At 68.0% G+C, this 25,427-nt stretch carries 26 protein-coding genes; 16 read left to right on the top strand and 10 right to left on the bottom strand.

Annotated features, from left to right (window positions below; all coding sequences use genetic code 11):
- Positions 1-4: 4 nt before the first annotated feature.
- Genes CyaNS01_RS09670 through CyaNS01_RS09650 form a run of 5 tightly spaced genes read left to right on the top strand, consistent with a single transcriptional unit; the run spans position 5 to position 4,943 of the window.
- Complete coding sequence (locus CyaNS01_RS09670; protein WP_186696903.1) at positions 5-964, top strand: rhodanese-related sulfurtransferase; 960 nt, start codon at positions 5-7, stop codon at positions 962-964.
- Positions 957-1,973, top strand: a complete 1,017-nt coding sequence (locus CyaNS01_RS09665) for a DUF952 domain-containing protein (RefSeq protein WP_186696902.1) — start codon at positions 957-959, stop codon at positions 1,971-1,973. The genes CyaNS01_RS09670 and CyaNS01_RS09665 overlap by 8 nt, the downstream gene beginning before the upstream one ends.
- Positions 1,970-3,001, top strand: a complete 1,032-nt coding sequence (locus CyaNS01_RS09660) for a zinc ribbon domain-containing protein (protein WP_222934179.1) — start codon at positions 1,970-1,972, stop codon at positions 2,999-3,001. The genes CyaNS01_RS09665 and CyaNS01_RS09660 overlap by 4 nt, the downstream gene beginning before the upstream one ends.
- Positions 3,001-3,528: a hypothetical protein gene (locus tag CyaNS01_RS09655; protein ID WP_186696900.1), complete on the top strand. Its 528-nt coding sequence runs from the start codon at positions 3,001-3,003 to the stop codon at positions 3,526-3,528. Before CyaNS01_RS09660 ends, CyaNS01_RS09655 begins: the two co-directional genes overlap by 1 nt.
- Positions 3,525-4,943, top strand: a complete 1,419-nt coding sequence (locus CyaNS01_RS09650) for a mechanosensitive ion channel domain-containing protein (protein WP_186696899.1) — start codon at positions 3,525-3,527, stop codon at positions 4,941-4,943. Before CyaNS01_RS09655 ends, CyaNS01_RS09650 begins: the two co-directional genes overlap by 4 nt.
- A gap of 14 nt (positions 4,944-4,957) precedes the next feature.
- On the opposite strand, the gene CyaNS01_RS09645 is transcribed toward CyaNS01_RS09650, so the two are convergent.
- Complete coding sequence (locus CyaNS01_RS09645; RefSeq protein WP_186696898.1) at positions 4,958-5,500, bottom strand: bifunctional 2-polyprenyl-6-hydroxyphenol methylase/3-demethylubiquinol 3-O-methyltransferase UbiG; 543 nt, start codon at positions 5,498-5,500, stop codon at positions 4,958-4,960.
- Between the two features lie 164 nt (positions 5,501-5,664).
- Positions 5,665-6,648 (bottom strand): hypothetical protein, encoded by a 984-nt coding sequence (locus CyaNS01_RS09640; RefSeq protein ID WP_186696897.1) that lies wholly within the window; start codon positions 6,646-6,648, stop codon positions 5,665-5,667.
- A 730-nt stretch (positions 6,649-7,378) separates the two neighbouring features.
- Between CyaNS01_RS09640 and katG the strand changes: the two genes are divergently transcribed.
- Entirely contained in the window at positions 7,379-9,598 is a 2,220-nt protein-coding gene (gene katG / locus CyaNS01_RS09635) for a catalase/peroxidase HPI (protein ID WP_186696896.1), read from the top strand.
- On the opposite strand, the gene CyaNS01_RS09630 is transcribed toward katG, so the two are convergent.
- On the bottom strand, positions 9,576-10,367 hold the full coding sequence (locus tag CyaNS01_RS09630; protein ID WP_186696895.1) for a carboxylesterase: 792 nt from the start codon (positions 10,365-10,367) through the stop codon (positions 9,576-9,578). The two genes, katG and CyaNS01_RS09630, sit on opposite strands and share 23 nt — an antisense overlap.
- A gap of 49 nt (positions 10,368-10,416) precedes the next feature.
- On the opposite strand from CyaNS01_RS09630, the gene CyaNS01_RS09625 reads away from it, so the two are divergent.
- Genes CyaNS01_RS09625 through corA form a run of 5 tightly spaced genes read left to right on the top strand, consistent with a single transcriptional unit; the run spans position 10,417 to position 13,335 of the window.
- Positions 10,417-10,572, top strand: a complete 156-nt coding sequence (locus tag CyaNS01_RS09625; RefSeq protein ID WP_186696894.1) for a hypothetical protein — start codon at positions 10,417-10,419, stop codon at positions 10,570-10,572.
- A 56-nt stretch (positions 10,573-10,628) separates the two neighbouring features.
- Positions 10,629-11,234, top strand: a complete 606-nt coding sequence (locus tag CyaNS01_RS09620) for a nitroreductase family protein (RefSeq protein ID WP_186696893.1) — start codon at positions 10,629-10,631, stop codon at positions 11,232-11,234.
- Between the two features lie 20 nt (positions 11,235-11,254).
- The gene (locus CyaNS01_RS09615) at positions 11,255-11,929 is read left to right on the top strand and encodes a Coq4 family protein (protein WP_370561500.1); all 675 of its coding nucleotides are present in this window, start codon (positions 11,255-11,257) and stop codon (positions 11,927-11,929) included.
- A gap of 12 nt (positions 11,930-11,941) precedes the next feature.
- Complete coding sequence (locus CyaNS01_RS09610) at positions 11,942-12,187, top strand: hypothetical protein (protein WP_186696892.1); 246 nt, start codon at positions 11,942-11,944, stop codon at positions 12,185-12,187.
- The gene (corA, locus tag CyaNS01_RS09605; protein WP_186696891.1) at positions 12,184-13,335 is read left to right on the top strand and encodes a magnesium/cobalt transporter CorA; all 1,152 of its coding nucleotides are present in this window, start codon (positions 12,184-12,186) and stop codon (positions 13,333-13,335) included. Before CyaNS01_RS09610 ends, corA begins: the two co-directional genes overlap by 4 nt.
- 29 nt (positions 13,336-13,364) lie before the next feature.
- Here corA and CyaNS01_RS09600 read toward each other — a convergent pair whose 3' ends face one another.
- Positions 13,365-13,856 (bottom strand): globin domain-containing protein, encoded by a 492-nt coding sequence (locus tag CyaNS01_RS09600; RefSeq protein ID WP_186696890.1) that lies wholly within the window; start codon positions 13,854-13,856, stop codon positions 13,365-13,367.
- 244 nt (positions 13,857-14,100) lie between these two features.
- Here CyaNS01_RS09600 and CyaNS01_RS09595 point away from each other — a divergent pair, with 244 nt between their 5' ends.
- Positions 14,101-15,090, top strand: coding sequence for a carbon-nitrogen hydrolase family protein (locus CyaNS01_RS09595; protein ID WP_222934178.1), 990 nt, complete (start codon positions 14,101-14,103; stop codon positions 15,088-15,090).
- 56 nt (positions 15,091-15,146) lie between these two features.
- Complete coding sequence (locus CyaNS01_RS09590; RefSeq protein WP_186696889.1) at positions 15,147-16,535, top strand: glutamate decarboxylase; 1,389 nt, start codon at positions 15,147-15,149, stop codon at positions 16,533-16,535.
- Positions 16,536-16,553: 18 nt separating this feature from the next.
- Here CyaNS01_RS09590 and lipA read toward each other — a convergent pair whose 3' ends face one another.
- Positions 16,554-17,465, bottom strand: coding sequence for a lipoyl synthase (gene lipA / locus CyaNS01_RS09585; protein ID WP_186696888.1), 912 nt, complete (start codon positions 17,463-17,465; stop codon positions 16,554-16,556).
- 10 nt (positions 17,466-17,475) lie between these two features.
- The gene (recR, locus tag CyaNS01_RS09580; RefSeq protein WP_255460154.1) at positions 17,476-18,045 is read right to left on the bottom strand and encodes a recombination mediator RecR; all 570 of its coding nucleotides are present in this window, start codon (positions 18,043-18,045) and stop codon (positions 17,476-17,478) included.
- Positions 18,046-18,154: 109 nt separating this feature from the next.
- Here recR and psbP point away from each other — a divergent pair, with 109 nt between their 5' ends.
- Complete coding sequence (gene psbP, locus CyaNS01_RS09575) at positions 18,155-18,721, top strand: photosystem II reaction center PsbP (protein ID WP_186696887.1); 567 nt, start codon at positions 18,155-18,157, stop codon at positions 18,719-18,721.
- Positions 18,722-18,755: 34 nt separating this feature from the next.
- A complete protein-coding gene (locus tag CyaNS01_RS09570) occupies positions 18,756-19,799 on the top strand; it encodes an FAD-dependent oxidoreductase (protein ID WP_186696886.1) in 1,044 nt (347 codons plus the stop codon).
- 30 nt (positions 19,800-19,829) lie between these two features.
- On the opposite strand, the gene CyaNS01_RS09565 is transcribed toward CyaNS01_RS09570, so the two are convergent.
- From CyaNS01_RS09565 to CyaNS01_RS09555, 3 genes are all read right to left on the bottom strand, one after another.
- Positions 19,830-20,672 (bottom strand): LCP family protein, encoded by an 843-nt coding sequence (locus tag CyaNS01_RS09565; RefSeq protein WP_225875937.1) that lies wholly within the window; start codon positions 20,670-20,672, stop codon positions 19,830-19,832.
- Positions 20,673-20,825: 153 nt separating this feature from the next.
- Positions 20,826-22,676, bottom strand: coding sequence for an ABC transporter ATP-binding protein (locus CyaNS01_RS09560; RefSeq protein ID WP_186696884.1), 1,851 nt, complete (start codon positions 22,674-22,676; stop codon positions 20,826-20,828).
- A gap of 48 nt (positions 22,677-22,724) precedes the next feature.
- Entirely contained in the window at positions 22,725-23,051 is a 327-nt protein-coding gene (locus CyaNS01_RS09555) for an RNA-binding protein (protein ID WP_186696883.1), read from the bottom strand.
- A 307-nt stretch (positions 23,052-23,358) separates the two neighbouring features.
- Here CyaNS01_RS09555 and CyaNS01_RS09550 point away from each other — a divergent pair, with 307 nt between their 5' ends.
- Positions 23,359-23,559, top strand: a complete 201-nt coding sequence (locus CyaNS01_RS09550; protein ID WP_186696882.1) for a hypothetical protein — start codon at positions 23,359-23,361, stop codon at positions 23,557-23,559.
- A gap of 15 nt (positions 23,560-23,574) precedes the next feature.
- On the opposite strand, the gene CyaNS01_RS09545 is transcribed toward CyaNS01_RS09550, so the two are convergent.
- Positions 23,575-25,368 carry a DEAD/DEAH box helicase gene (locus CyaNS01_RS09545; protein ID WP_186700597.1) on the bottom strand — a complete coding sequence of 598 codons (1,794 nt, stop codon included), beginning with the start codon at positions 25,366-25,368 and terminating at the stop codon, positions 23,575-23,577.
- Between the last annotated feature and the right edge of the window lie 59 nt (positions 25,369-25,427).

Genomic DNA, 25,427 nt, shown 5'->3' with positions numbered 1-25,427 from the left:
CCCCATGGGCCTGAGCCTGGCTGCCTTCTACCGCTTCGCGGCCTTCGATCCGGCGGAGCTGCCGCCGCTGCGCCAGCGCCTGCTGGCCTGCGGCGAGGCCGGCGGCGTGCGGGGCACGGTGCTGCTGGCGCCGGAGGGGGTGAACGGCACGGTGAGCGGGCCAGCCGAGGCGGTGGAGGCGCTGCTGGAGCTGCTGCGGGCCGATCCGCGCCTGGCCGCCCTGGAGGTGAAGCGGGCCGAGGCGCCCCAGCAGGCCTTTCACCGGCTCAAGGTGCGGCTCAAGCGCGAGATCGTGACCCTGGGCGATGCCTCCCTGCGCCCCTACCTGGCGGCGTCGGTGGGCCGCCACGTGGCGCCCGATCAGTGGGAGGCCCTGATTCAGGATCCAGACACCCTGGTGGTGGACACCCGCAACGCCTACGAGGTGGCCCTGGGCAGCTTTGACGGCGCCATCGACCCGGGCACCACCAGCTTCCGGCAGTTCCCCGCCTGGGTGGAGCAGCAGCTGCGGCCCCTGGTGGAGCAGCGCCGCCCCAAGGCGATCGCCCTGTTCTGCACCGGCGGCATCCGCTGTGAGAAGGCCACGGCCCACCTGCTGCAGCAGGGTTTCGAGGGGGTGCACCACCTGCATGGCGGCATCCTGCGCTACCTGGAGGAGCGGCCGCAGCAGGGCAGCAGCTGGCGGGGGGAGTGCTTCGTGTTCGACCAGCGGGTGGCCGTGAATCACCAGCTGGAGCCGGGCGAGGCCAGCCTCTGCCACGGCTGCCGCATGCCCCTCACCGCCGCCGACCGCCAGCTGCCCAGCTACGCCGAGGGGGTGAGCTGCCGCCACTGCGTCGATCGCCAGAACAGCGCAGATCGCCTGCGCTACGCCGAGCGCCAGCGCCAGATGGAGCTGGCCCGCCAGCGCGGCGAGGACCACCTCGGCCGGCGCTTTCCGGTGCCGCCCAGCAGCGGTGGCTGAAGCGCGGCCCATCCTCTACAGCTTCCGCCGCTGCCCCTATGCGATCCGGGCGCGGCTGGCCCTGGCGGCGGCGGGGCTGAAGCCCGGCGTGGATCTGGAGCTGAGGGAGGTGAGCCTCAAGGCCAAGCCGCCGGAGCTGCTGGCGGCGTCGGCGAAGGGCACGGTGCCGGTGCTGGTGCAGGGGGAGCGGGTGATCGAGGAGAGCCTGGCGGTGATGGCCTGGGCCCTGGCGCGCCGCGATCCCCACGGCTGGCTGCAGGGCTGGAGCGCGGCCGAGGCCACCGCCATCGAGGCGCTGATTGCTGAGAACGATGGGCCGTTCAAGCACCACCTGGACCGCTACAAGTACGCCGGCCGGTTTGGTGCCGAGGGGGAGGAGGAGAGCCACCGCCAGGCGGCCCTGGAGATCCTGCGCCGCTGGAACCAACGGCTGGCGTCCGGCGGCTGGCTGCTGGGCGAGCGGCCGTCCCTGGCCGACATGGCCCTGCTGCCGTTTGTGCGCCAGTTCCGCCTGGCCGATCCGCAGCGCTTTGACGCCGAAGCGGCGCTGCAGCCGTTGCAGGCCTGGCTGGGCCGCTTTCTGGCCGGAGCGGAGCTGGCGGCGGTGCTGGATCCGCCCTGGGCGGCCCGCCAGGGGTGGTGGTCGCCCGGCTGGCTCTATCACCTGGCCCTGCGGCAGGAGTGGCAGGCGGCGCAGGCCGCCGGCAGCTACCGCCGCTCCACCCGCGGCCGCTCGCTGGAGCAGGAGGGCTTCATCCACCTCAGCCAGGCCCACCAGCTGGCGGCCAGCCATGGCCGCTTCTACGCCGACCTCGATCCCGCCGAGCTGAGGCTGCTGGTGCTCGACCCCGAGCGGCTGGCGGCGACGGGCGCGGTGGTGCGGCTGGAGCCGGCGCCGCACAGCGGCGAGCTGTTTCCTCACCTGCACGGGCCCTTGCCGCTGGCTGCGGTGCTGGCGGCCTGGCCCTGGTGCCCTGAGGATGGGCCAAGCCGGAGCTCACGATGGTGAACCCCTCCCGAGGTCCGGAACGGCTGGTGCGCGCCGGCCAGTGGCTGATCGCCCTGCTGTTCGCCTATTTCCTGATCCAGGTGGGCGGGGCGCTGATCGCCGACCTGCCCCTGCTCTCCAGCCCGCCCAGACTCGAGCAGTTCCTCGACCAGCCGGCCAAAACGGCGCTGGAGGCCGAGCTGCAACCCCTTGAGAGCCGCCGCGAGGCGCTGCAGGAGCAGGCCGAGCGTCTGGGCGAGCGCCAGCAGCAGGCCCAGGCCCGCTATGAGCGCGAGAAGGCCAGCTTCGACAACTGGCGCTCCACCCGCTCGGCCACGGCCCAGTCTGACCAGAACCCGGAGGTGATCGCCCGGGCCCGCCAGCTCGATGGGCTGCTGCAGCAGCAACAGCAGCTCAGCGGCGAGCAGGCGGCACTGGCGGCCCGCTTGCGGCAGGTGCAGGCCTCGATCGCGGTGCCCCGGCAGCAGCTGCAGCAGCTGCAGTCCGAGGCCCAGGGGCGCTTCCAGGCGGCCCGGCAGCGGGCGGAACTGCGGGCCTTCGGCATCCGGCTGTTGCTGGTGGGGCCGCTGCTGGGGCTGTCGCTGTGGCAGTTCCGCCGTTTCCACCGCAGCGACCAGTGGCCCTTCGTGTGGGGGTTCCTGCTGTTCGGCCTGTTCGCCTTCTTCGTGGAGCTGGTGCCCTATCTGCCCAGCTTCGGCGCCTACATCCGCTATGGGGTGGGTGCCCTGCTCACCTTCCTGGTGGGCCGGGCCCTGATCCGCTGGCTGAATGGCTACCTGGCGCGCAAACAGCAGGAGCAGGCGGCGCCGCAGGAGCAGCGCCAGCACACGATCCGCTACGAGAAGGCCCTGCAGTCGCTGGCGCGCAGCCAGTGCCCCAGCTGCGAGCGCAGCCTGCCGCGGCGGGAGGGCGTGCTGCCCAACTACTGCATGCACTGCGGCCTGCAGCTGCAGCACGACTGCAGCCAGTGCGGCGCGCTGCATTACGCCTGCTTCCCCTACTGCCCCAGCTGCGGCAAGCCGGCGTAATGGAGCCCGATCTGCCGAGCCTGGCCCAGCTGGAAGCGCAGGCCCGCCAGCGGGGCCTGCTGCTGCGGCTGCAGGTGGGGCGCCAGGCCGCCGTGGGCTGGAGCCTGCGGGTGGGGGTGGCCCGCCGCCAGGCTGGGGGCGCCCAGGAGGAGCGGCTGGTGTTGCTGGGGGAGCTGAAGGGCTGGGCCCTGCCCACGGCCGCTGGCCTGCGGCTCGACACGATGCGGGTGCAGGGAGAGGAGAGCGCCGCGGTGGGGGCACTGATCTGGGCGGCCAGCTTCGCCTGGGCCCTGGAGGCCACCCCCTGCCGCCGGGCGCGGCTGCTGGCGATTCGCGATGACGACCGCCAGCACCGCCGCCTGGTGCGCTACTTCCGCCAGCTGGGCTTTGAGCCGCTGCGGGAGCTGGGGGGCGGCGCGGCCGACCTGCCGGCCCGGCTGCTGTGGGGCGGCGCCGGCCTGCTGATGCAGGGCGACTGCGCCGAGGGGCTGCGGCGCAGCGCCCGGCGGCTGGAGCGGCGGCGATGACCCCAGCGCTGGCCTGGAACGGCCTGATCCGCCTGTTCAACGCGCCGCTGCTGCCCCTGGGCAGCCAGACCATCACCCTGGGCTCGCTGCTGGGGGTGGGGCTGCTGTTGCTGGTGGTGACGCTGGCGGCCCGGCTGCTGCGTTTCCTGCTGGCCAAGCGGCTGCTGCTGTGGCTGGGCCTGCCGGAGGGCCGCCGCGAGGCGATCGGCACGCTGCTGGCGATCGGCCTGGCGGCCTTCGGCTACGTGGCGGTGGCCCAGGGCATGGGGCTCGACTTCGGCGCCCTGGCGGTGCTGTTCGGGGCGCTGGGGGTGGGCCTCGGCTTCGGGCTGCAGGACCTCACCCGCAACCTCAGCAGCGGCCTCACCCTGCTGATGGAGGGGAAGCTGAAGGTGGGCGATCTGATCGAGTTCGAGGGCACCCAGGGCTTCATCCGCGAGATCTCCTTCCGCTCCACCGTGATCCGCACCTTCCAGGGCTCGGAGATCGTGCTGCCCAACGCCCTGATCACCAACACGCTTGTGCACAACCTCAGCTACCTGAGCTCCCAGGGGCGGGTGGATCTGGCGGTGCGGGTGATGCACGGCACTGACCCGCTGCTGGTCACCGAGGCGCTGCTGGCGGTAGCCCTGGAGGAACCGAGGGTGCTGGATGACCCCGCCCCCAAGGTGGTGCTGCACCAGATCGGCCGCGAGGGCCTGGAATTCGAACTGTGGGTGTGGACCGCCGAGATCCAGAACCAGCTGCTGCTGCGCAGCGCCATGAACTACGCGATCCACCGGGCCCTGAAGCGGCGCGGCATCCACCTGCTGGGTGAGAAGCAGGTTCTGCAGTTGCTGCCCGAGGCAGGCCCTGGGGCGCCCCTGGCTTTTGATCTGGATGAACAGCTGGCCGCCATCCCCTGCTTCGCCAACATGGATGCGCGCCGCCTGCGCGAGCTGGTGGGCAGTGGCGCCCGCCGCCGGCTGACGGCGGGGCAGATGCTGGTTGAGAAGGGGGACCCAGGCCGGGCCCTGCATCTGGTGCTGGAGGGGAGGATCAGCGCCATCCACGAAACCGAGCGCATCAGCCACCGGCTATTCAGCTTCGGCCCCGGTGAGTTCTTCGGCGAACTGCCTCTGCTGTTGCAGGTGCCCTACCCCACCGCCATGTGGGTGCAGGAGGACGCCGTGCTGTTCGAGATCCCAAGCGGCAACGTTCGCCTGCTGCTGGAGAACCGGCCCGACTTCGCCGAGATCGTGCTGCAGGCCCTGGCCCGTCGCGGCGATGTGTTGCGCAGCTACGAGAGTTGCCTGCGGGAGCGGGGCTTGTTGCGGGAGGGGGATCTGGGCAATCCCTTGCAGTGGCTCAGGGGGCGGTTGCGGCGGGTGCTGGAGCCGAGAGTGGGGGGCTCTTTCCAGTCAACGCAGAATTGAACCTGAACGGTGGGCTAAGGCATGGGCAGCCAGGAGCCCTCCAAATCGTGAAAACTCTCTTCGCGCCAGCCATCGCAATACGCATTGGCCACTGACCAGGGATGTAGCGACTGCAGCACGATTCTGCCTCGTGGTACGAGTAACCGCCTAAGGGTTTTCAATAGCGCAGCAGCCTCCTGGTGGAGAATGGAAAAGTTGGCCGAGATCACATCGAAGCCGTTGCCAGCACGGCTAGGATTGTTGGCTAATTCAAAGTATGTGCAAACCTGAAACTTGCCACCTCCCGCAGACTGAGCCGCTGCAATCAGGGTCGGTGAGCCGTCCAATCCCACAGCATCAACTCCTTGTTGACAAAGCCTCCGAACCAACCAACCTTCACCACAGCCCAGGTCGAGTACTCGCTTTGGTTGTTGAGCGAGCACCGCGTCAACGATAGCTTGATCTGTCACGAGTCGGCGGCTTTCGATACCGCCACCTCGGATGATGTCTATCCATAGATCGGCATTTGCGATCCAGCTCTGCATTAGATCGTCTGATTGATCAGAATGTTTGCTCATTTCAATGCCACTTCAGAACAAGAAGGTAATCAAGTCGGAATGCCAAGATCAGAAGCGGGACGGGTCTTGGGACTGGAAACAGCCAATGCTACCGTCTTCTGCATCTTGATGTTATGCGGTAACAGATTGCTTGCTCGATCCATATTTATGAGTGATCACGAAATTCATGTAGCCTGTGCATTTCGGTCCACTCTGGCTAGAGTTATGCATAGCTCGATTATCATTGCCGAAAGCAATTGATATCTTTCAATGCTGACCGACATATTCGTGGTTCGCTTGTGATTTTCGAGCTTTAGCCTGTCAAGCACATCTTGCTTGCTAAAACTCTGTCTGGGCTTAAAATATTCTTGTTCTAGGTCGTAGCGATTGCACAAAGTCTGGTTTGCTGGCCAGTAATACCAATCTGTATAGGATGCAAGATCAGATAATATGCCATTAAGATCGCATGAGATATTCTGGTCGCCTGCCTCTCTGCTCAATGAAGATATTAGACTAATAATATCATTGCTTTCGTGGGGGCCCATCATTTCAATGCCCAAGCCAACGGCAGCATTTATCGCTTCCACAACATTTGGATCAAAACTCCTATTGGCTCTCTCTTGAGAAGAATATTCTATGCCCGCATGTAATCTTAGCTCAGCCTTATCGCAGAAGTCTTGGATTAGAGGCCGATCTTTTTCTTTATTTGGAAGAGTGCCACATCTTATTGTTACGTTTAAGTCATTTGTGGCTTGAGTGATGCTGTTATAAGAGCTGTTCCAATCAAGAATGCTGTACCCTGACAGCATTCTTGCGCTATCATAGTTGTTTTCAATCGAGGCAATAAACTGTCGCTCAAGTCCTGTGAACACACTCGGATCAAATCCCAGTCTATTTACAATTGCGTTTACTTCCCTAACTCGCACTGGTGAGCGGAAAAACCACTGAGAATAGGCTGACGCGAGAAAATCAGACTGCCTCCGGCAATAGCCAATAACGAATATCTTCTCCGCTATGGTATTTGCCAAGAGGCAGAGCCAATTTACAGCATATGGATTTTGAAACAAGAACTCATGACTGAGAATAAGCGAATCGCATCCATGCAGATCAGCAGACAATTGTTCTCTTGTTGATTCAAGCAATATCTTGCTTGGATCATTGCTATTCAACTTGGAAATTACCGCTGGAGCAAGCAGCTTGAAGCGTATCCTCTCAATGCAAGGTGATTTCTGAGTTGAAAAGAATTGTTGAATAGACGAAGATCCGCACTTGCCTGGGCCTACATGAAGAATTAGCTTTGGCTTCATTGTCTTTGTCTTGAGCTAGGATTGTTCATTGGTTGTCTGCATAACGATTAGCTGAGCCGAACGCCGTTCGTTAAGAACGGCGTTCGGCTAGCAGGCGGTGTCGGCTCGAGCTTGCTGTTGCTTAGCCCTGCAGGTATTCTAAGGACCCACAACAACCGTAAAAACACGGTCTAAGCAACGCTGATTGGGCGGGTCCGTTAACCACCCCCCAAACTCTGCCCTTGCCTGGATAAGCACTGCGTCACCTTGCAGCAGCGAACCCCAGGTCTTGCCACGGCAGTTTTTCTTGGCTCAGGTTCGCAGGGCTGAGAAGTTGATGCGGACCCGGTAACGCGCTGTTCAAGCTGCTACAGAGAACCTGCTCTCTGAAGAAACCGGGTCAAGCCCGATCCGGTCAATACCTTATCCATCGGGGCTATTCCCCTGAGGTTTACAGCATCGGTCAGTCCAATCCCACCCTTCCGGTTAATCCCCGCTTCCGTGGCCCCAACCCAGAAGCCCGTAAGCCTTGTAAAGCCCCACAGCCCTCCCGCCCCCCGCTACCTACCTTCCCCATAGGCCCCAGCCCACCCCATTCCCCCGGAGATCGTCGATGACGGCCATCAGCCAGTGCCCCTTCGCGGGCCGCTCCGGGGCCCCCACCACGGCGGGCGACCAGGCCAACCACCATTGGTGGCCCCATCAGCTCAATCTGGCCATCCTTCACCAGCACGCGCCAGCCTCGAACCCGCTTGGGGCGCACTTCAACTACGCCCAGGCCTTCAGCGAGCTGGACCTCGCCGCCGTGAAGCGGGATCTCCATGCCCTGATGACCGACTCCCAGGACTGGTGGCCGGCGGACTGGGGCCACTACGGCGGCCTGTTCATTCGCATGGCCTGGCATAGCGCCGGCACCTACCGCACCGGCGATGGCCGTGGCGGCGGCGGCACCGGCAACCAGCGCTTCGCGCCGATCAACAGCTGGCCCGACAACGGCAACCTCGACAAGGCCCGGCGGCTGCTCTGGCCCATCAAGCAGAAGTACGGAACCAGCCTCTCCTGGGCCGATCTGATCATCCTGGCCGGCAACTGTGCCCTCGAATCGATGGGCTTCCCCACCTTCGGCTTCGGTGGCGGCCGTGTGGATGTGTGGCAGCCGGAGGAAGACATCTACTGGGGCCGCGAGACCAGCTGGATGGGGGATGAGCGCCACAGCGGCGACCGCGACCTCGAAAACCCCCTGGCTGCGGTGCAGATGGGGCTGATCTACGTGAACCCGGAAGGCCCCAACGGCGAGCCCGACCCGGTGGCCTCCGGCCGCGATGTGCGCGAGACCTTCGCCCGCATGGCCATGAACGACGAGGAAACCGTGGCCCTGGTGGCGGGCGGCCACACCTTCGGCAAGGCCCACGGCGCCGGCGATCCGGAGCTGGTGGGCCCGGCTCCGGAGGGCGCCACCTTGCAGGAGCAAGGGCTGGGCTGGCACAACCGCTTCGGCACGGGCAAGGGCGCCGATGCCACCACCAGCGGCATCGAGGGCGCCTGGAAGCCCAACCCCACCACCTGGGACCGGGGCTACTTCGAGATGCTGTTCGGCTACGAGTGGGAGCTGGAGAAGAGTCCGGCCGGTGCCTGGCAGTGGCGCGCCAGGGATGTGCGTGAGGAGCACCTGATTCCCGACGCCCACGATCCCGGCAAGCGCCACCGGCCGATGATGACCACCGCCGATCTGTCGCTGCGCTTCGATCCGATCTACGAACCGATCTCCCGGCGCTTCCACGCCGACCAGCAGGCCTTCGCCGACACCTTTGCCCGCGCCTGGTTCAAGCTCACCCACCGCGACATGGGGCCCAAGGCCCTCTACCTCGGCCCCGATGTTCCCGCGGAAGACCTGATCTGGCAGGACCCGGTGCCCGCCGTGGACCATCCCCTCATCGGTGCCGCCGCGATCGCCGAGCTCAAGGCCCTGGTGCTGGCCTCACGGCTCACGCTGCCTGAGCTGGTGGCCACCGCCTGGGCCTCCGCCTCCACCTTCCGCGGCTCCGACAAGCGCGGCGGTAGCAACGGCGCCCGCCTGCGCCTGGATCCCCAGAACAGCTGGGAGGTGAACCAGCCCGAGCAGTTGGCGCGGGTGTTCCTGGTGCTGGAGGGCATCCAGCAGGGTTTCAATGCCGCCCAGAGCGATGGCACCCGGGTGTCCATGGCCGATCTGATTGTGTTGGCCGGATCGGCTGCCGTGGAAGCGGCGGCCAGCGCGGCCGGCCAGCCGCTGCAGGTGCCGTTCCGCCCAGGCCGCACCGACGCCTCCCAGGAGCAGACCGATGCCGCCTCCTTCGCGGTGCTGGAGCCCCAGGCCGACGGCTTCCGCAACGTCCAGAAGCGGGCCTTTGCGGTGCCCGCCGAGGAACTGCTGATCGACCGGGCCCAGCTGCTCAGCCTCAGCGCCCCCGAGCTCACGGTGTTGGTGGGGGGCCTGCGGGTGCTGGGCGCCAATGCGGGCGGCTCCAGCCATGGCGTGTTCACCCACCGCGTCGGCACCCTCAGCAACGACTTCTTCGTGAACCTGCTCGACATGGCCACGGTCTGGACCCCCAGCCCCGAGGCCGCAGACAGCAGCCTCCCCGACCACTTCGAAGGCCGCCACCGCGCCACCGGTGCGCTGCGCTGGACCGCCACCCGGGTGGACCTGGTGTTCGGCTCCAATGCCCAGCTGCGGGCCATCGCCGAGGTCTACGCCCAGGCCGATGGCGCTGCCCGCTTCGCGGCGGATTTCGTGGCGGCCTGGACCAAGGTGATGGAGCTCGGTTGTTTCAACCTCCGCTCGCCAGCCTGATCCGCTCGCTCACAAACGCCACCACCGCGTCGATCACGGCGGCCTGCTCCACGTCGCGGAACAGCTCATGGCCGCTGCGCTCGAACCAGGCCGTGCGCACCCGGCTGCTGGGGCTGCCGATCTCGGCGGCCAGCAGGTTCGCCGCCGCGGGCGCCACCACCCGGTCGGCCGTGCTGTGCAGGATCAGAGCCGGCTGCTTCACCTCGGGGAGTCGCCGCCGGGCCACCCCAATCAGCTCCAGGAAAGAGAGCAGGGCATCCATCGGCACCCAGGGATAGCTGGGGTCACTGGCGGCCAGAGCCGCATCGACGTAATCCTTCGGCAGGGGCCAGCCGCGCAGCAGCCGGCCGAGCAGCGGCACCAGCCCCCCCAGCGGCCGCCCCGGAGCCAGGGGAGAACCCAGCTGCAGCGGTGTGGCCACCAGCACCAGGCTGTCGATCGCCCCGGGCTGCTCGGCCGCCAGCAGCAGCGCCAGCAGGGCCCCCATGCTGTGCCCCACCACGATCACGCTGCCGTTTTCGGCGCCAGCCCCAAGCTCGGCCCGCAGGGTCGCCAGGGCGCTGGTGGCATCCGCGAGCCAGTCGACCCAGTTGATCCCGGCCAGGGCCTGGGGCGACGCCTCCCCGTGACCCCGCAGGCGTGGGACGGCCACGGTCAGGCCAAGCCGCCGCAGGGCTGGCTCCAGGCTCGTGAAGGTGCTGGGTCCCCCGCTGAAGCCATGCAGCAGCAGCACGCCGAGGGGGGATTGTCTTGCCGTGAGCGGGTTCATCGTTCCAGGCCTAGGGCAGTGCCACACTGGCGTTCTGCTGGTGTCCCCCATGGCCGAGACGAACTCCGACCCCTCCCTCAGATCGCGCCTGATCAGTGCCCTGGTGGTGCTTGGCGTGCTGGCGGGCCTGGCCGTGGTGGTGTGGTCCACCGTTGTGATGCTCGACCTCAAGCACCTCAACACCTCCGGCTTCACGCTGCCCTGAAGGCCCCTGGTCCCTAAGTTGCCCCCAACTACCGCCTTTCAGGCAGCCAGATCCCCATGGATGTGTTCGAGGCCATTGTCAGCCGACGCGCCGTCAAGCAGTTCGATCCCAGCCACCGGCTGACGCCTGCGGAGGAGCGCCGCCTGCTGGAGGCCACCATCCAGGCCCCCACCAGCTTCAACATCCAGCACTGGCGCTTTGTGATCCTGCGGGATCCCGAGCTGCGCGCCCGCATCCGCACCGAGCTGGGCAACGACCAGGCCCAGATCACCGACGCCTCCCTGCTGGTGCTGTTCACGGCCGACACCAGGGCCTTTGCCAAGAACCCCGAGCGCTACTGGGTCAATGCACCCCAGGAGGTGGCTGAGCTGCTGGTGGGCTGGATGGGCCCCTTCCACGCAGGCCGCGAGTGGCTGCAGCGCGATGAGGCCCAGCGCTCGATCGGCATGGCGATGATGACCATGATGCTGGCCGCCACCGGCATGGGCTATCAGACCTGCCCGATGATCGGCTTTGAGATCGAACAGCTGGCCCAGCTGATCCAGCTGCCTTCCGACCATGTGATGGGCCCGCTGGTGGCCATCGGCAAGGGCACCAAGGAGCCCTGGCCCAAGCCCGGTCAGGTGCCTCTGGAAGAGCTGGTGGTGGAGAACCACTTCTGATCCATGCTGGGCTTGATTGGATGGGCGCGGCCGCGATGATGCAGCAGCTGAGGCAACGGCTGGAGTCGTTGCGGTTGGTGGCCAGCCTCGGTCAGTTCCTCAACCATCCAGGCGAGCTCGACAACGTGTTCGCCATCACCCGCCATCTGCAGGGCAGTCCCCTCGCCACCCAGATGCAGCGCCATCTGCTGGCGCACCCGGGGATGGCCGCCCTGGTGGAAGCCGGCTGGCGGCCCGCCCCGGTGGATCTCGATCAGCTGCTGGCGCTGCCCGCAGGCAGCCTGGGCCATGCCTACGCCCAGCACCTGCGCGGCCAGGGTCTGACGGCGGAGAGCCTGATCGATCCCACGCCGATCACCTCGCCGCAGCAGTACCTCACCCACCGGCTGCGCGAGACCCACGACATCGTGCACGTGCTCACCGGTTTCGGCGTGGATGGGCCGGGCGAGCTGGGCCTGCAGGCCTTCAACCTGGCCCAGGTGCGCTCCCCCCTGGCGGTGATGCTGATCTTCGGCGGTCTGCTCAATGTGCTCCAGGAGGATGAGCCGCTTGAGCCCCTGCTGCGGGCCCTCAGCCACGGTTTTTCGATGGGCCTGGCCGCCCGCCTGGTGGTGGCCGCCAGGCTGGAGGAGGGCTGGGAGCGGCCCCTGCTGGCCTGGCGCCAGGAGCTGGGCCTGCCTGCGGAGGGCGCCTGAAAGGGTCAGGGCATGGCCCGTGTTCGCCGCGATCCCTTCAAGCGTCGTCCAGGCGACAGCCCTCCAGCCGCCGGGGCGATGAACTGGGTGGCCCCGCCGTCCCCCGCCATGGCCGTGCTGCTCTGGGCTCAGCGCCGCCAGATCGGCTGCTGTCTGTTATTGCAGGCCGCCTTCCTCGGCACGGGGATGGCCCTGGAGGGCCGGCTCAGCCCGGCGCCGCCGCCCTGCGCTCCGCCCCTGGCGAGAAGCGCTGAATGATCCGTCTGGCCCCGGGGTCGCTCGTGTCCCGCCGGCTGCAGGAGCGGCCGGGCGAGCTTCCCGGGCCCCTGTTCGTGCACGGCGGCCAGCCTCCCACCAGCCTCTCGGCCCTGCTGTTCACACCCGATGGGGCCGTGGAGCAGCGGCTCGATAACCTCGACGATCTTGATGCTCTGCTGGCCACGGGCATGCCCTGCTGGTTGCGCCTGCAGGGCCAGGCCGATACGGCGCTGGTGAGCGAGGTGTTGGCACGGGTGGGGGTTCCTGAGCTGCTGCACGCCCCCTTGATCGACACGCCCCAGCGCACCCGCCTCGATGCGGTGGAGGACGTGGTGCTGGTGGTGATGCACCGCCTCAGCTTTTCGAGAACGCCGGCGCGGCTGATCTCTGAGCAGGTGGGTCTGCTGCTGCTGCCCAACCTGCTGCTCAGCCTCGAGGAAGCCCCCAAGCCGGAGGCCTTCCCCCGCCTCAGCCGTTGGCTGCTGGGCCTGAGGCCGCCGCCCGGCCAGGAGGATCTCGATGATCTGCTGCACTTCCTGATTGATGAGCTGCTCGATGAGCTCTTCCCGATGCTGGAGGAACTGGCCGATCTGCTGGATGGCATGGAGGAGGCAGCCCTGCGCAACCCCAGGCCGAGCCTGCTGAACCGCACCTACCAGGTGCGCGCCACCCTGAGGCAGATCCGCAGCCAGGTGTGGCCCCTGAGGCCCCAGATCATGATCCTGCTGCGCCAGAACCATCGCCTGCTCGGTGGCGAGGCGCTCAGCGGTTTCCGGGACATGGATCAGCAGGTGACGCTGATCTTTGAACATGTGGAGTTATTGCGGCACCAGTGCGATGCCGTGACCGACGCCTACATGGCCAGCATGGGAAGTCGCATGAACCAGGTGATGAAGACACTCACCATCGTGTCGACCATCTTTGCCCCGCTCACTTTCGTGGCGGGCATCTACGGCATGAACTTCGTGCGGATGCCCGAACTCAAGTGGAGCTTCGGCTATCCCCTGGCCCTGGCCTTCATGGCCCTGATTGCCATGCTGCAGAGCTACTGGTTATGGCGGCGCGGCTGGTTCGAGGACTGGACAGCCCAGCGCGGTTGGCCGTCCCAGCGTGGTGGATCGGACCGCGGCGGGCGCTTGGGTCGGTAGAGACCCACTCCCATCCGGCTTCTGCGCACCTAGATCTGGCTTGTGCCGAGCTTTTCGACCAGGTCAATGTCGTTCTGCTTGTACAGACTTGCCTCTGCATCAATGAGGATGGCTGCCAAAGCCCCATAGGCTTCGGTCCATGCGGCCATCACTTCATCAGTGGCGGCATCACCCAGAACCTCTTTCATGGCCTGGAGCAGTTTTTCTCCAATCAGGGGGTACTGTTCAGGCAGTATTCGACAGGCAACATGCCGGTGGGCAATGGCATCAACCGCATTGGCAAGTTCGTCAAGCCGGTCAATATGGGTTGCATAGGCATAAACGGATGAAGCCAGCTTCTTGGCCTGCCCGTTGCCATGGGCATCAACCATCCAGGTGCTCTCAAAGCCAAGTTTGTAGTCAGGCCGCTCCGAAAAAGCGATTTCATACATGCGAGAGGTGATCTTCTCACCGTGCTCCTTCACCACCGGAGCCGTTGCCTTGACAATGTCGATCGTCTTCTGTGAGATTCCTGCCGTCATCCTGTTTTTGTTGTTAGCCCATCACTCTATGCCGAAGGGTCTGGCTGAGAACCAAAGAGTGATCAACATGTTGTGAGCAGGCCAGGACATCGGTGGCCAATGGGGGCTTCCCTCTCTCCCCGCCGTTGCCTACGGGCGATGCCGGGGAGTGGTTGGTGAGATCGCGCTCCATGGGCCACAGACAGCTGGGCTGCGGGCCAACGGGCCCCAGACTCTTCGGCCGTGACCTCCCGCAGCCGTCGCTGTGCTCCCCCATCCCAAGGAATCCCCCTTCAGCGCGCTGCCGCCGCTGCTGCTGAGCCGGCTGCTGCCCACGCCGCCCGCCCCCGGGGAGGGGCTGCGGCTCGCTCTCTGGCAGGGGGAGGGGACGGCGGGAACCCCAGAGGCGGTGGAGGCAAACCTGCTGCGCCTGGAGCAGGTAGCCGCTGAGGCCGCCACCTGGGGCACCCAGTTGCTGGCCTTCCCCGAGCTGTTTCTCAGCGGCTATGCCAGCGATCCGGAGCGGGTGCGCCGGCTGGCGGAGCCGGTGGATGGTCCCGGCCTGGAGCGGGTGGCGGCCTGCGCCCGCCGCCACGGCATGGCCATCGCCTGCCCCTACGCCGAGCGGGCCCTGGTGGGCGGCCAGGAGCGTTTCTACGACGCCATTGCCCTGGTGGCCGCCGACGGCAGCCTGCTCAAGAACTACCGCAAGACCCACCTCTGGGGACCGGATGAACGGCTGTTCTGGAGCGAGGGCTACAGGCTGGCCGAGGAGGGCGAGCCCTTCACCGTGCACGCCGTCAACGGTGTCGGCGTGGGCCTGCTCAACTGCTACGAGGCTGAGTTCCCGGAGCTCACGCGCCTGCTGGCCCTGGCCGGCGCCAGCCTGGTGCTGATCCCCACCGCCGCCGACACCTGGGTGCGTCTCAGCGACGGCCGCCGCACCGAACACCCCTACCCCGATGTGTCGCGCAACCTGCTGCCGGCTCATGCCTTCGCGAACGGCTGCTTTGTGGCCTACGCCAACCGCTGCGGCCTCGAGCTGGTGGAGGGGGAGCCGTGGGCCCACTACCTGGGCAACAGCGTCATCTGCGGCCCCGATGGCGCCCTGCTGCTGGCCGCCCAGAACCGCCCCACCCTGCTGCTCGCCGACCTGATTCCCGCTGAGTTCCGCGCGCCGCACCCGGAGGGCACCACCTACCGGGCCGACCGCCGCCCTGACCTCTACGGCCCGCTGCACACCCCCGCCTGCTGAAGGACGATTCCCGCCAGCGTGCATACGGTGAGGGCCCTGGCCCCCTCAAGCCGCCCATGGCCCTGCACCTCACCGGCGCCACCAGCCAACGCGATCAGCAGGAGGCCGAGCTGCTGGTGCGGCCACTGCCGCTGGACCTGTTCCCCGCCGAGGGCCAGGAGCCCGCCCTCACCGCCGCCATCCTCACGGAGGAGCTGCTGCTCGATGGCAACAGCAAGCAGAACCTGGCCACCTTCTGCCAGACCTGCGAGGAGCCCGAAGTCCACGCCCTGATGGATCTGGGCCTCGACAAGAACCTGATCGACAAGGACGAATACCCCCAGACCGCCGAACTGGAACGCCGTTGCGTCAGCCTGCTGGCCGACCTCTGGCATGCCCCTGCCGGCGCCACCGGCTGCTCCACCATCGGCAGCAGCGAGGCGGCCATGCTCGGCGGCATGGCCGCCAAGTGGCGCTGGCGGGCGGCGCGGCGGGCGGCGGGTCTGCCGGCCGACAAGCCCAACATGGTGTGCGGCAGCGTGCAGATCTGCTGGCACAAGTTCGCCCGTTACTGGGACATCGAGCTGCGCGAGATCACCATGACGCCGGGCCGTCTCTGCATCACACCGGCGGATGTGCTGGCCCAGGTGGATGAGAACACGATCATGGTGGTGCCCACCCTCGGCGTCACTTATCACGGCCTCTACGAGGATGTGGCGGCCATCAGTGCCGCCCTCGACGACCTCCAGGCCCGCACCGGCCTGGACGTACCGATCCACGTGGACGCCGCCAGCGGCGGCTTTCTGGCCCCGTTTACCGCCCCGGACCTGCCCCCCTGGGACTTCCGCCTCGAACGGGTGAAGTCGATCAATGCCTCGGGCCACAAGTACGGCCTGGCCCCCCTGGGGGTGGGCTGGGTGCTGTGGCGCCAGGCCAGTGATCTGCCCCGGGAGCTGGTCTTCAGCGTGTCCTATCTGGGGGGGGACATGCCCACCTTTCAGATCAACTTCTCGCGGCCGGCCGGCCAGGTGATCGCCCAGTACTACACCTTCGTGCGCCTGGGCCGGGAGGGCTACCGCCTCACCCATGGCGTGGCCTACCAGGTGGCCCGCTATCTCGCCGCCGAGCTGGCCAGGCTGCCGCTGTTCTCGGTGCTGCACGACGGCGACCCCGCCAAGGGGATCCCGGCCGTGGTGTGGCAGCTGCAGCCGGGCACTGATCCGGGCTTCAGCCTCTACGACCTCGCCGACCGCCTGCGCAGCAGGGGCTGGCAGGTGCCCGCCTACCCCTTCACCGGCGCCCTCGCCAGCCAGGCCTTCCAGCGGATCATGGTGCGGCGCGGCTTCAGCCGCGACATGGCCGATCTGCTGCTGCAGGACATCCGCCAGGCGATCGACCACTTCGAGCAGCACCCGATCAGCGTGCCCCTCTCGGCTGCCGAGGCGGCCTCCTACAACCATCTCTAGGTCGTGTCTGGCCGCGGATCAGTCGCCGGCGTGGTAGCTGCTGCGCACCAGCGGCCCGCTGCGCACCTGGACGAAGCCCAGCTCCCGGGCCAGGGCACCGAGGCGCTCGAACGCGTCCGGAGTCCAGTAGCGCGCCACCGGCAGGTGGGCCAGGGAGGGGCGCAGGTACTGGCCCAGGGTGAGGCGCTGGCAGTCCACCGCCCGCAGATCGCGCAGGGTCTCCACCACCTCCTGCTCGCTCTCCCCCAGCCCCAGCATCAGGCCGCTCTTGGTGGGGATGGCGGGGGCCAGCTCCCGGGCTGCGGCCAGCAGTCCCAGGGAGCGGCGGTAGGTGGCGCCGCGGCGCACCTCCCCCTGCAGCCGCTCCACGGTTTCGAGGTTGTGGTTGAAGCACACCGGCGCCGCCGCCAGCACCGTGGCCAGCCGCTGGCGCTGGGCGGCCAGGGCCGCCTCGGGATCGGCCAGGCCGCCCCAGAAATCGGGGGTGAGCACTTCAATCGCCACGGCGGGGCTGCGGCGCCGGATCGCGGCCATGGTGGCGGTGAACAGGCTGGCGCCGTGGTCGGCCAGATCGTCCCTGGCCACGGCGGTGAGCACCACATAGCGCAGCTGCAGCGTGGCCACGGCCTCCGCCACCCGCTCGGCCTCGGCCCCGTCCACGGGCAGCGGCGCCCGGCCTTTGTCCACCTGGCAGAAGGCGCAGCTGCGGGTGCAGATCGGACCGCCCAGCAGGAAGGTGGCCGTGCCGGCGGCATAGCACTCGCCCCGGTTGGGGCAGCGGCCCTCCTCACAGATGGTGTGCAGCCGCTGCTGCTTCACCACCCCCTGCACCGATTCCAGGGCGGAGGCCTCGCCGATCGGCCGCCGCAGCCAGGCGGGCAGCCGTTCGGCCGGGGCGATGCTGCTGTAACGGCTGGAGGTCTGGCTCATGGCTGCTGGTTCATTCCATCCGCCGCCGCCCCTCGAAGGCCCGGGCCAGGGTCACCTCGTCGGCGTACTCCAGCTCACTGCCCACGGGCAGGCCGTAGGCGATGCGGCTCACGGTGGTGAAGGGTTTGAGCAGTCTGGCCAGGTAGAGGCTGGTGGTGTCTCCCTCCACGCTGGGGGTGAGGGCCAGGATCAGCTCCTTGATGCCCTCATCGGCCACCCGCTGCACCAGCGGTCCGATCTGCAGCAGCTCCGGGCCGATCCCGTCCATGGGCGAGATCAGGCCGCCCAGCACGTGATAGCTGCCCCGGAACTCCCGGGTGCGCTCCATGGCCAGCAGGTCGCGGGAGTCGGCCACCACGCAGAGCTGGCCATTGCGGCGCTCCTCATTGCGGCAGATCTCACACAGGGGCTCAGCCGAGAGGTGAAAGCACCGCTGGCACTGGCCCACCTGGCTGCGGGCCGCCAGCAGGGCCTCGGCGAAGCTGCGGATCTGCTCCTCCGGCTGGCGCAGCAGGTGCAGGGCCAGCCGCTGGGCCGTGCGGGGGCCGATGCCGGGCAGCCGCTCGAACTGGTCGATCAGCCGGGCCAACGGGCGCGTGAAGCCGCTCAGCGAACCGCCGCAGGTGGGCTGAATGTAGGCGGGCCGGCGCTCGCAGCAGAATGGCGCCACCGGTCCCCCTCTCCCTGCCATGACCAGCCCCTCCGCCCTGCTGCCTCGGCCCCTTGTGCGGGGGGCTCTGGCCCTGCTGCTGGCCGTGGCGCTGGTGGGCTGCAGTGCCGCTTCAGCGGGGCTGAACCGCTTCCAGAACCCAGACGGCCGCTTTGCCTTCCTCTATCCCACCGGCTGGGTGCGGGTGCAGGTGAGCGGTGGACCCCAGGTGGTGTTTCACGACCTGATCAACAGTGACGAGACCCTCAGCCTGGTGATCTCCGAGGTGACCCCCGAGAGCGACCTCACCAGCCTGGGCAGTGCGGTGGCCGTGGGGGAGCAGCTGCGCCGAGCCGTGATCGCCACCGAGGGCAGTGGCCGCCAGGCGGAGCTGCTCCAGGCCGATGAGCGCCAGCAGGACGGCCGCACCTTCTATGACCTCGAGTACGCGGTGCACCTCGACGACCGCGATCGCCACGAGTTCGCCACGGTGGTGGTGGACCGGGGGCGCCTGTACACCTTCGCGGCCAGCACCAATGAGGCCCGCTGGGACAAGGTGAACGAGCTGTTCCACCAGGTGGTGACCTCCTTCACGCTGCTGGTCTGAGCCGGAACGGCGGGAGCCGGCCAGGGACATGGCGATGGCGGCTGCTGTGGTGGTGGTGGGGGGCGGCCTCTGCGGCGGGCTGGTGGCCCTGGAGCTGGCGGCGCTGGGGCTGGAGGTGGTGCTGCTGGAGGGGGGTGGGCCCGCCGCCACAGAGCTGAGCTACGGCCTGATGCCGCTGCCGGCCGCCCTGCCCTGGCTGCGGCTGCAACTCCGCCATGGCCCCCTGGGGCTGCGCTGCCGCTGGCTGCGGCTGCACAGCGCCGCTGAACCCGCAGCTTCCGTTCCCTGGCTGGATCGCCTGCCCCTGCCCGCCGCCCAGGTGGAGGCGCCGCTGTTCCTGGCCGCCCTGCCCGCCGCCCTGGCCGCCGCTGGGGTGCAGGTGCTGCCGGCTCAGGTGCGGGGCCCGCTGCAGCGCGGCCCGGGCGGCTGGCGGCTGGTGTTGGAGCCGGCCCCGGCTGCTGGTGGTGGCGCCAGGGGCTCAGCTGCTGATCCTGGGCTGGAGGCCGCCCAGGTGGTGCTGGCCGCCGGTGGCGGCTGCCGCCAGCTCTGGCCTGCTCTTGCACCAGGCCTGCAGACCAGCTGGGCGGGGGTGCTGGAGCTCGCCGAAGCCCCGCCCCGGGGCCTCTGCTGGCCGGCTGAACTGACCGTGCCGCGGCGGTTTCAGCGGCCTGCCCTGAAACGCCAGACCCTCGCCCCAGGGCCACTGGCCTGGGTGGTGGATGCCGGCCTGGTGCCGAGCGCGGATCGCTGGCTGGCCGGCCAGATCAGCCTGGTGGGTGCGGAAGCTGCGCTGGGTGCGCAGGCGCCCGATACGCCGCAGCCCGATCCGGCGGCGATGGAGGAGCGCCTGCGCCAGGGGCTGAGCGGCCTGAGCCCTGCCCTGGCTGGGGCCCCCGCCCGCTACCGCCAGGTGCCTGTCACCTTCTCCCCTACGGCCACGCCGCTGGTGGGCCCGGTGGGCGGGGCGCCGGGGCTGTGGGTGTTGAGCGGCTTCTCGGCGGCCTTCAGCCAGGTGCCCCAGCAGGCGCTGCGCCTGGCCCAGGCCATCGCTACTGCCGCGGCCGATCCGGTTCAGTAACGGAGTGAGCCTCAGTCAGCGGGGCAAACCTCAGTACACGTAGTTGTTGTCGAAGCTGCCGTCGCCTTCGCCGGCCGGTCTGGGCCAGTCGGCCTCCCAGTAGCTGATGCCATCGAGCATGAAGGGCCGTCCCCCCAGGCGCTCTGTCTTGAGTTCGGTGCTGCCCATGGCGGTGATCAGGCCCCCCAGTTCCATCGGCCCCAGGTTGGTCTTCACGTCGTTGCCACCGGCGGCGAGCAGCATCGGCAGCCGCACCAGGTTTTCAGGCCGGGTGAGTTTGCGGAACAGGGCCTTGAGGGCCAGTTGCTGCCGCTCGATGCGGCCGATGTCGCCCCACTCGTCATGGCGGAAGCGCAGGAAGCCCTCCAGGTCGTTGCCCCTGAGCAGCTGGGGTCCGGGCTGGAGATCGATCGATAGCCCCTGGCTTCTGTCTGTGTAGCGCATCCGCTTGGGCACATCCACCTCGATGCCGCCGAGGGCGTCGGAGATGCGGCTGATCGCGTTCAGATTCACCACCACGTGGTGGGTGATCGGGCGCCCCATCTTGAAGGAGAGCTCCCTCTCCAGCAGCTCGGTGCCCCCCAGTGCGTAGAGGGCATTCACCTTCGTGGGGCGGTAGCCCTCTGGATCGATGTAGGTGTCGCGGGGCACCTGGGTGATGCTGGTGATGCCGCCATTGATGCGCAGCGTGGCGATCACATCGGTGTTGGCGCCGCTGGCATCGGTGCCCAGCACGAGGATGTTCTGGTCGCCGATGCCGCTCCAGGCGGCAAAGGGGTTGGTGATGCGGGGGTTCTCCGGCAACGCGGTGCCGCTCAACCAGTCGGCCAGCGGCATGGACGCCAGCAGCCCGCCCCCCAGCCCGATCAGCATGGCCAGCAGCACCGGCCCACGCCGTCGCCGCTGTCGAGGCTGCTGATGGGGGGCCCGCCGGGCCTCGCTGGTCTTCATGGAGAAACGCTATTGCACAGCGGCGTGGGGCACGGTTGCCGCTGAGCCGGTTGGACGGGCAGCCCCTCTGGCGGCCTAGGCCCTCAGCATCTCGTCGAGCTGTTCATCGCGGCGCAGGCCGGCCTGCACCCGCCAGAGGTTGGCGTAGACCCCGCCGGCGCGGATCAGTTGGTCATGGCGCCCGCTCTCCACGATCCGGCCCTGGTCCATCACCACGATCCGATCGGCATGGCGCACGGTGGAGAGACGGTGGGCGATCACCAGGGTGGTGCGCTCCGCGGTGAGTTGCTCCAGGGAGCGCTGGATGGCGGCCTCGGTCTCGTTGTCCACGGCGGCGGTGGCCTCATCCAGCACCAGCACCGGCGGGTCCTTGAGGATGGCGCGGGCCAGGGCGATGCGCTGGCGCTGGCCGCCGGAGAGGCGTTGGCCGCGCTCCCCCACCACCGTGGCGTAGCCCTGGGGCAGGGCCCGGATGAAGGCGTCGGCTTCGGCGCGGCGGGCGGCGGCCTCGATGGCCGCGGGGCTGGCCTCGAAACTGCCGTAGGCGATGTTCTCGGCCACCGTGCCGTGGAAGAGGAACACCTCCTGGCTCACCAGGCCGATGGCCTGGCGCAGGTCATCGAGCCGCAGCGTGCGGATCGGAATCCCATCCAGACGGATCTCACCGGCCTGGATCGCGTAGAGCCGCAGCAGCAGCTTCACGATCGTGCTCTTGCCCGATCCGGTGGCCCCCACGATGCCGAGGGTGCTGCCCGCCGGGATCGCCAGATCGAACGCCTGCAGCAGCGGCTCGCGGCCCCCATAGCCGAATTGCACGGCCTCGAAGCGGATCTCACCCCGCACCTGCTCGACGGGCAGGGGGCGCTCACCGGCCGGGATGGTCACCGGGGTGTCGAGCAGGTCGAGCACCCGGTTGGTGGAGGCCATGGCCCGCTGGTAGTCGTCCAGGGTGCGGCCCAGGGTGGTCAGCGGCCAGAGCAGACGCTGGGTGATGAACACCAGAAAGGCATAGGTGCCCGTGGCGATGGCGCCCCGCTCGGCCTGGAGGCCACCGATCACCAGGATGGCGATGAAGGCGAACAGGATCGCGTAGCGGATCAGCGGCACGAAGGCCGCCGAGAGCCCGATCGCCCGACGATTGGCCTGGCGGTAGGCCTGGCTCTGCCGCCGCAGCCGCTCCAGCTCCCAGCCTTCGGCGGTGTAGCTCTTGATCGTGAGCATGCCGCCCAGGTTGGTGCTGAGCTGGCTGGCCAGGTCGCCGGCCTGCTGCCGTACGGCGGCATAGCGCGGTGCCAGCCGCTTCTGGAACCGCAGCGACCCCCACAGGATCACCGGGATCGGCAGGAACGACAGCCCCGCCACCGTGGGCGAGAGCACGGCCATGGCGCCGCCGACGGCCAGCACGGTGGTGAGCAGCTGCAGGATCTCGTTGGCACCGTGGTCGAGGAAGCGCTCCAGCTGGTTGATGTCGTCGTTGAGCACGGCCATCAGCCGGCCGCTGCTGCTGGTTTCGAAGTAGGCCATCTCCAGCTGCTGAAGATGGTCGTAGGCCTTGAGGCGCAGCTCGTGCTGCACGGTCTGGGCCAGGTTGCGCCAGAGCACGCCGTAGAGGTATTCGAACAGCGACTCAGCGCTCCAGATCAGAAAGGAGAGCAGCGCCAGCACACCCAGCTGGCCGGCCACGCTGCTCACCCCGAAGCTGCTCAGCCAGGCGGTGTCCTGCCGCACCACCACATCCACCGCCAGGCCGATCAGCACCGGCGGCGCCAGATCGAACAGCTTGTTGAGCACCGAGCAGGCCGCGGCCAGCCTCACCAGACGCCGGTGGGGCCCCAGGGCTGCCAGCAGGCGCCGCAGGGCCGAGGCCTGAGCCTGGGGATGGGCCGTGGCGGCGGCAGGAAACGGGGCAGCGGGCGGTGGCGCCATGGCAGAGGAAAGGGCTGGGCATGCAGGCCCCACTCTCCCCTTCCGGGCTCACCAGCGGTTGCCGCCGCCCCCATAGCCGCCGCCCCCATCGCGGTTGCCGCCGCCGTAGCCGCCGCGCCCGCCACTGCCGCCCTCCCGGGGGGTGGCCTTGTTGACCCGGATCATCCGCCCCATCCACTCCACGTTCTGGAGATCGTCGATGGCCTTCTGCTCATCGTCGTCGCTGGCGAGTTCCACAAAGGCGAAGCCGCGCTTGCGCCCGGTTTCTCGATCGAGCGGCAGGCTGCACTGACGCACCTCCCCGTACTGGCCAAAGAGATCGAGCAGGTCCTCGCGTTCAGCCTGGAAGGAGAGGTTGCCAACGTAAATGGTCATGAATGAAGCAGAACCTGGAACGAAGTCCTGTGAACGGAAAGAATGAGTGCTGGCCCAGCCGTGGCGAACCGGCGCAGCACCATTGCGGTGCCAACAGGAATGGAACCCAATTTAGGGGGCGAAGCCAGCTCACAAGCCTCTGCTGTCCGGCAGAAGGTATCCCTGGCCACCCGTCGCTGACGGGGGGCGGCGGCCGGGGCGAGCGTAAAGAAGCCTGAAGCAGTTCCCGAAAAGACTCTGAAGAAGCTGCGCTGCTCCCGATCGCTGGGGCATTGTCAGCAAATCGTGATCTGATCAGGTGGATGCCATGACGGCCCCCGTTCCCTGGAGCCTGGCCTGGAGCGAAGACGGCGAGCTGGCACCCCAGGATCGCTTTGATCTGCTTCAGAGCCTGGTGCAGACCGAGAGCCAGGACGTGCAGCCCTCCCTGATCGCGGCTGTGGAGGTCATGGAGCTGACCGAGGTCAGCGGCAGCCACTGCACCAGTGTCACCAGGCTCTGGGCCTGAGCCCAGGGGCTGGACTCAGCCCCGGAAGCGGGAGATCTGCAGGGGTTTGTTGAGCACCCTCAGCTCCCGCAGGCTCGCGAAGATGTCTTCGGGCATGCCCTTCGGCAGATCAATGATGCTGTGGGCATCGAAGATCTGAATCCGGCCGATCGCCTTGCCCTGCAGACCGGTTTCGTTGGCGATCGCGCCCACCAGGTTGCCCGGCTTGATGCGGTCGCGCCAGCCGAGTTCAACCCGGAAGCGGTCCATGTCGGCTTCCGGTGCCCCCAGGGAGCGCTCGGGGCGTCCGCCGCGACGCAGCTCTCGGCCACCGTCGCGACCCCCATCGCGGCCGTCGCGGCGGGCCGGGCCCTGGGGCCGCACCTGGGTGAAGTCGTCGTTGCCCTGCAGCAGCAGGGGTTTGCCCGCCAGGCCCAGCTCCAGGGCGGCCAGGGCCAGTTGGTCCGGGCTGCAGCCCTGCTCCTGAGCCACCCGCTGCAGGATCTCGCCCAGCAGGGCCCGTTCGTCGGCGCTGACGGTGCTCTGCTGCAGGGCGCCGGTGAGGCGCTGGCGCAGGCGATCGAGACGGCTCTGGTTGATCGTGGCGTTGTTGGGCACCTCCATGGGCTCGATCGGCTTGCCCACCGCCCGCTCCAGTCCACCCAGGAAGCGGCGCTCCCGGGGGGTGAGGAAGAGGATCGCGTCGCCCTTGCGGCCCGCCCGGCCGGTGCGGCCGATGCGGTGCACGTAGGCCTCGCCGTCAAAGGGGATGTCGTAGTTGATCACCAGGGCGATCCGCTCCACGTCCAGGCCTCGCGCGGCCACGTCGGTGGCCACGAGCACGTTCACCTGGCCGGTCTTGAGCCGCTCGATCGTGCGCTCCCGCTGGGCCTGGGGCACGTCGCCGTTGAGCACGGCCACGTCGTAGCCGTGGGCCTCCAGCGATTCGGCCACGTTGAGGGTGATCGCCTTGGTGCGGGCGAAAATGATCACCCCCTCGCTGGTCTCGCTCTCGAGCACCCGCTCCAGGGCGGCGAGCTTGAGCGGGGCCTGAACGGTGAGGTAACGCTGACGGATCCGACTCGCGTCGGCGGCCCGCGTCTTGATCGTGATTTCGGCGGGGCTGTTCAGATACTGCTGCGAGATCCGGCGGATCTCGGCGGGCATGGTGGCCGAGAAGAGCACCACCTGGCGCTGTTCGGGCAGCTGGCCCAGCACCCACTCCACGTCGTCGATGAAGCCCATGCGCAGCATCTCATCGGCCTCGTCGAGCACCAGGGCCCGCAGCTCCGAGAGGTCCAGGGTTCCCTGGCGCATGTGGTCCATCACCCGGCCCGGGGTGCCCACCACGATCTGGGCACCGCGGCGCAGATGGTGGATCTGGTCGCGGAAGTCGGCGCCGCCATAGACGGCCACCGTGCGCACCTGGGGCAGATGGGAGGCGTAGCTGCTGAAGGATTCAGCCACCTGGATGGCCAGTTCCCGGGTGGGAGCCAGCACCAGGACCTGGGGCTTGCGCTGCTCGGGGTCCAGGCCGGCCAGCATCGGCAGGGCGAAGGCCGCCGTCTTGCCGGTGCCGGTCTGGGCCTGGCCCACCAGGTCGCGCCCCAGCATCAGTTCGGGGATCGCCGCCGACTGAATCGGCGAGGGCTCGCTGTAGCCCACGGCCTCCAGGGCCTGCAGCAGTTCCGGGTCGAAGCCGAAGTGGGCGAAGCCACTGGCCGGACCCGGCTGGTCGCCGCCGGCGGTCTCTGGGCCGTGGCCGGTGCTGCCAGCCGTGGAGGTCGCTGTCGCAGCAGTGTCTTCAGCACCACTCCCCTGAGTGGTCAGCTCCCGAACAGCAGCCGTCTCGTGGGCGGCTGACTGGAGGCCAGGAGTCGACGTCTGGG

Origin of the sequence: Cyanobium sp. NS01 (genome assembly GCF_014280235.1) — a bacterium.
Taxonomy (GTDB): domain Bacteria; phylum Cyanobacteriota; class Cyanobacteriia; order PCC-6307; family Cyanobiaceae; genus NIES-981.
The sequence above is the reverse complement of the archived record's forward strand: the minus strand, read 5'-3'. Positions and strand labels throughout refer to the sequence as shown.